Below are 4,803 nucleotides of genomic sequence, written 5' to 3'. Positions count from 1 at the left end.
CTAAGAACCGCGGCCACTTCCCGAACGACAACGCGGTCGTGAAACTGCTCTGGCTCGCGATCTGCAACATCGAGGACAAACGCGCCCGCGCCCGCGAAAAGGAACGAGGCCTCCGCGCCGAGCGGCGCAAAGCCTCCGGGCGGCTCGTCGAGGGCCAGGTCGTCACGAATTGGAAGAAAGCCCTCGAGCAACTCGCGATCGTCTTCCCCGACCGCGTCCAGCCCTACCTCTAACCCCGAGACCCCGCCCACTTACACACACACACACACACAACTTGACAAGCTCTGGTGATCACCGGTGGGAACGTGAACGACACCACCATGATGACCGCCGTGCTCGATGACATCCGGGTCCCGCGCGCAGGCAAGGGCAGACCCCGCACCCGACCCGACCGGGTTCTCGCGGACAAGGGTTACCCCTCCAAGGCGAACCGGGCGTGGCTGCGCGCCCGCGGGATCGCCGCCACGATTCCCGAACGCGACGACCAGATCGCCCACCGTCTCAAGCATCCCGGCCGGCCGATCGATTTCGGGCACGAGCAGAAGATCCGCTACAAGGGCCGCAACGTCGTCGAGCGGTGCTTCAACCGACTCAAGCAGTGGCGCGGCATCGCGATGCGTTCAGACAAGCTCGCCCGCAACTACCGCGCGGGCATCTGCCTTGCAGCCGCGCTGATCTGGATCAAGACCGACTTGATCAACACGCCCTAGTGTCCGACCTCGCTACCGAGCACGCAGAGACGTCCGGCGGCAGGATCCCGCTGGACGAGGGAAGCGTGAAGGTCGACGCAGCTCGTCGACGTCGCAATGACCTTGCCGAAGGCAGCGGCCACCACGGCACCAACTGGGTCGGGTTCGTGACCATCACGGCCGAGAGTCGGGAGCTGCTCGCCGCCGGCAGCCGCGAGCTGGCAGAGCTGTGCGCAAATGGCGTCGGCATCCAGAAGCTCGAATGGCTCGACTCGTACCAGCCGGCCGCGAGCGGCACCACCTGGCCGATCGGGCGCGGCATCCGCCCGCACGTTCCGACGTTCGGCGCCAAGGCGATGCGGCTCATTGCCGGCGGCGGAGATAAGGAGGCGATCGCATGAGCGACACCACAGCACCACGACGTTCACGCCGCGACCGGAAGGCGGCCGAGGTCGTCGACGTCGCCACGACGGAGCCCGTCGACGCTGCACACGGCGAATTCTCCCCGTATGAGCTGCCCGGTCCCAAGCGGAGGGTGAAGGCTCGCAAGGCGGCCCGCGGGTACTACGCGCCGGCACTCGAAGGCGCGCCGTCGACGACCCGACAGGCATCCGTCCTGAACACCGCACTGATCGGCCCCGTGACAGGTACGCAGGGCGTCGCCAACGGCCGCGACATGCTGTCGCACACGATCATCACGCATGACCCCGTCACCGCCTACAACTCGACGCCTCGGCTGATCTCTAGCCCGAACTCGATCGTGTGCGGGGGCGTCGGAGGCGGAAAGTCGAGCTTCGTCAAGACGGTCTACGTCATCCGCCCGCTGGTCATTCGCTACCGCCGAGCCGTCATCTTCGACAAGAAGAACCGTGCCGGCGAAGGCGAGTACGCCGAGCTTGTGCGCAAGTGGGGCCAGGGCGAGCCGATCCGCTTCACCACAGAAGGCTCAGGCTCCCGTCTGAATCTGCTCGATCCCCTCATCGTGAATCAGATCGGTTCCGCCGGCACGTACCGGCTGCTCCACGCAATCGTGCGGATTGCGCGTGACGGCGCCCAGCTCGACGAGTGGGAAGAGAAAGCGGCACGATCGGCGCTGAAAAAGACGCTCGCCGTCCACGAGGAAGGCCGTGAGCCGACCCTGGCCGACATCCTCCCGCTACTCGGGTCGGTGGCCGACGAGAGCGATATGACCGCACACGCGCTGGACCGGCTACACCAGGCCGGCCTCGGCATCCGCTTCACTCTGGAAGGGCTGCTCGACGAGTACGGCGGACTGCTCGACGGCGAGACAAGCGCGGGCGTCGACCTCACCGGCAAGCTGACCAGCTTCGATATCTCACAGCTCCCCAATGAAGGGCCGTCGTCGCACGTCGTCCGTGCGATCGGAAACCAGTGGATGCTCGGCCGCCTCCGCACCGATCCCGGCTGGCAGACAACCTGCATCAACGAGGAAGGCTGGGACATGGTGGAGGGGCCGGCCGCTCACCTGTTGAAGTCGAATCAGAAGCTCAGCCGTGGACTCGGACTGAACAATGTGTTCGTGTTCCACAAGGGGCTCGATATCCCGCTCGATTCACCCGGCCGCACCGTCATCAGCGAAGCCCAGAGCATCTACGTCTTCCGGCAGGATCGGAAGGAGGACGCCGACTGGGCCGTGCGCACATTCGGCTTCGACCCCAGCACCGCTGAGACGTTGCAGACGCTCGCCCCCGGCCAGTACATCTTCAAGTACGGCGCCGTCCCTGAGACGCACGTGGAGCACGTGCGATCGTCGATCGAGGTTGGCCTGACCGACACCGACGAGGGCATGCGAGGCGACGGGCGCCAGGACGACGCATGAAGACCCTGGCGGGAGTTATCGCGGCAGTCCTGTTGCTCGCATTCGGCACGACGTTCGTGCTCGCATCCGTGCAGCGGGCCGACGCATCAGCGTGCGTCGTGGACCCGTCGCAGCTCCCGCCAGAGGGCATTGAGGGCTGGAAGGGCGACCAGCTCGTGAATGCCAGCCTCATCATGGATGCCGCAACGCAGCTACAGCTCGGCAAAGATGCGCAGATCATCGGCGTGATGACCGCTATGGGCGAGGCGTCGCTGAACAACATCGGCTACGGCGACTACGAGACGGGCGGCGTCCTGAACCCGGACGGCACCCCGACGTCGTCAGTCGGTCTGTTCCAGCAGCAGGAGTGGTGGGGGAGCCTAGAGGACCGGCTGAACCCGACCAAGGCCGCCACGATGTTCTACACCAGGCTCGCGGCCGTCGACGACTGGCAGAACATGCCCCCCAGCCACGCCGCACACCGCGTTCAGATCAACAGCAACCCCGACCACTACACGCGCTGGGTCGATGACGCTACGGCCGTCGTCGACGCGCTCAGCGGCGATTGCAGCGCACCTGGCAGCGGGGAGTGGATCGTACCCGCCCGCGGCACGGTCACCGGAACGTTCGGAGACTGCCGGGGGAGCGGCTGCAGCCGGCAGCACATGGGTACGGACCTCGCGGACGGCACCTGTGAGAGCCCCATCTGGGCCGCAAGCGCCGGCACCGCCACAAAGGGGTGGACTGACCTCGGCGGCGGGGTCGTCACCATCGACCACGGCAACGGGATTACGACGAAGTACTACCACATGAAGAAGCAGAACATCTATGTCCAGGACGGGCAGCAAGTCGCCGCAGGTGAGCTGATCGCCGCCAGCGGCAACGAAGGCACGTCCTCCGCAGGATGCCACCTGCATTTCGAGGTCATCAAGGACGGCAAGCACGTCAACCCCGAGACGTTCATGGCATCCGTGGGCGCCCCGCTTCCGAAGTAGCCGGCCGTGCCCGTCGACGTCGCCAGCTACCTACTCGGAGCGCTGAGTACGCTCGCCGTGCTCGGCGCCTTCCTGGCTGCTCGTCGCGCCCGCCAGCGGCTACGCGCCCGCACACGTGAGCGGCAGCGGCGACGGGCGGCAGCCGAGCGGCGGGCCAGGCACGACGCGCAGAAAGCCCGCGTGCGGTTCGTCCCGACCGAAAAACTCGAGGACGGTTCGTGAACGACGCAAGCGAGATCTGGGCGAGCGACGACTGGGTGCCAGCAGAAGTGAAGCGCAGCGGCGCACGCGGAACAGCTACGGTGCTCACGCTGACGCTTATCGGTGGTGCGCTCTACCTCGTCGGCATCCTGAACGTCCCCGCTCCCGCCGGATGGTTTCTAGTCGGGAGCGGGCTGCTGCTGTTCCTGGCCGTCATCGTCCTGGTGACCGCGGCGAACCCGTACCGCCGGGTAGGTGAGGACGTCGAGCAGTCGCACCGCATCTTCCACCTCTCGCCCGAGACTTGGGACGAGGGAGCTACCGTCACCCTCGAAGTCCGCCGATGCCGCAAGAAGCAGTTCATTGCTGAGAGCCGCTGGGGCAGACGCTCCCAGCTCGTCTAATTCTTCCCGCAGCGCCCCACACGTCGCCATGCCCTCGGCCAAACCCTGTCCGGTCGTCGACGCCCCCGCTACCTGTATGAGCTGGAAGTGCTTTCGGGCCTCGGCGCCGTGTACGAACGCGGCGCAGCTAGGGCGACGACAGCGGACATCACAGCGCGAGTGGTGCGCCGGCAGCGGACATCACAGCGCGAGTGGTGCGCCGGCAGCCGGCACCGGCCCGGTCACGACGTCGCGCACACGGTCGCGCGTAACTGTCGGAACCCCACAACGCGCCGGCCGGCGCCACGGTGAGCTCGCAGCTGCCGGCGTGTGGGACTCCGACAATGATTCTTCGAGCACGACGCGCACAAGCTCTAACCGGCCGTGACGATCACCACGGCGGCTTGTGCGTTGTCGACAAGCCGCCACGTGTCTTGACACGTAGGTGTCAAACGGCCGTCGCGGGGGAAGGGCACCACTGGTCCGACTGATGACCCGGCGTAACCGTGACCGGCTTATTCGCTGTCGAGAACGCCCGTCCGGCACTCCGCCGGATACGTACCACACGAGTTTCGGTGCGATTGAGTTTCGGCGGAGGGTTTCGGCGGGTCACACTTCGGCGTGTCGCGTGGTTGACGGTCATCATCGGCGTGGCCACCACAAACGATGGCGGTCTCAACCGGTCAACGCACCACCCAGTGGTGGAAGCATGCGGA

6 protein-coding genes and 1 pseudogene are annotated in these 4,803 nt (G+C 66.3%); all 7 read left to right on the top strand.

Annotated features, from left to right (window positions below):
* A pseudogene (locus ACTIAO_RS17080) lies at positions 1-233 on the top strand (IS256 family transposase); the annotation flags it as partial.
* 54 nt (positions 234-287) lie between these two features.
* On the top strand, positions 288-710 hold the full coding sequence (locus tag ACTIAO_RS17075; RefSeq protein WP_441869806.1) for a transposase: 423 nt from the start codon (positions 288-290) through the stop codon (positions 708-710).
* Positions 710-1,090: a hypothetical protein gene (locus ACTIAO_RS17070; protein ID WP_029153811.1), complete on the top strand. Its 381-nt coding sequence runs from the start codon at positions 710-712 to the stop codon at positions 1,088-1,090. Before ACTIAO_RS17075 ends, ACTIAO_RS17070 begins: the two co-directional genes overlap by 1 nt.
* On the top strand, positions 1,087-2,529 hold the full coding sequence (locus ACTIAO_RS17065) for an ATP/GTP-binding protein (protein ID WP_029153810.1): 1,443 nt from the start codon (positions 1,087-1,089) through the stop codon (positions 2,527-2,529). Before ACTIAO_RS17070 ends, ACTIAO_RS17065 begins: the two co-directional genes overlap by 4 nt.
* The gene (locus ACTIAO_RS17060; protein ID WP_441869802.1) at positions 2,526-3,503 is read left to right on the top strand and encodes a M23 family metallopeptidase; all 978 of its coding nucleotides are present in this window, start codon (positions 2,526-2,528) and stop codon (positions 3,501-3,503) included. The genes ACTIAO_RS17065 and ACTIAO_RS17060 overlap by 4 nt, the downstream gene beginning before the upstream one ends.
* Before the next feature lie 6 nt (positions 3,504-3,509).
* Positions 3,510-3,725 carry a hypothetical protein gene (locus ACTIAO_RS17055; RefSeq protein ID WP_157560591.1) on the top strand — a complete coding sequence of 72 codons (216 nt, stop codon included), beginning with the start codon at positions 3,510-3,512 and terminating at the stop codon, positions 3,723-3,725.
* On the top strand, positions 3,722-4,108 hold the full coding sequence (locus tag ACTIAO_RS17050; RefSeq protein ID WP_029153809.1) for a hypothetical protein: 387 nt from the start codon (positions 3,722-3,724) through the stop codon (positions 4,106-4,108). Before ACTIAO_RS17055 ends, ACTIAO_RS17050 begins: the two co-directional genes overlap by 4 nt.
* Positions 4,109-4,803: the final 695 nt, after the last annotated feature.

Source organism: Microbacterium sp. (genome assembly GCF_052099035.1).
In the GTDB taxonomy this organism is placed as follows: Bacteria; Actinomycetota; Actinomycetes; order Actinomycetales; family Microbacteriaceae; genus Microbacterium.
This window is presented reverse-complemented; position numbering and strand designations above follow the sequence as displayed.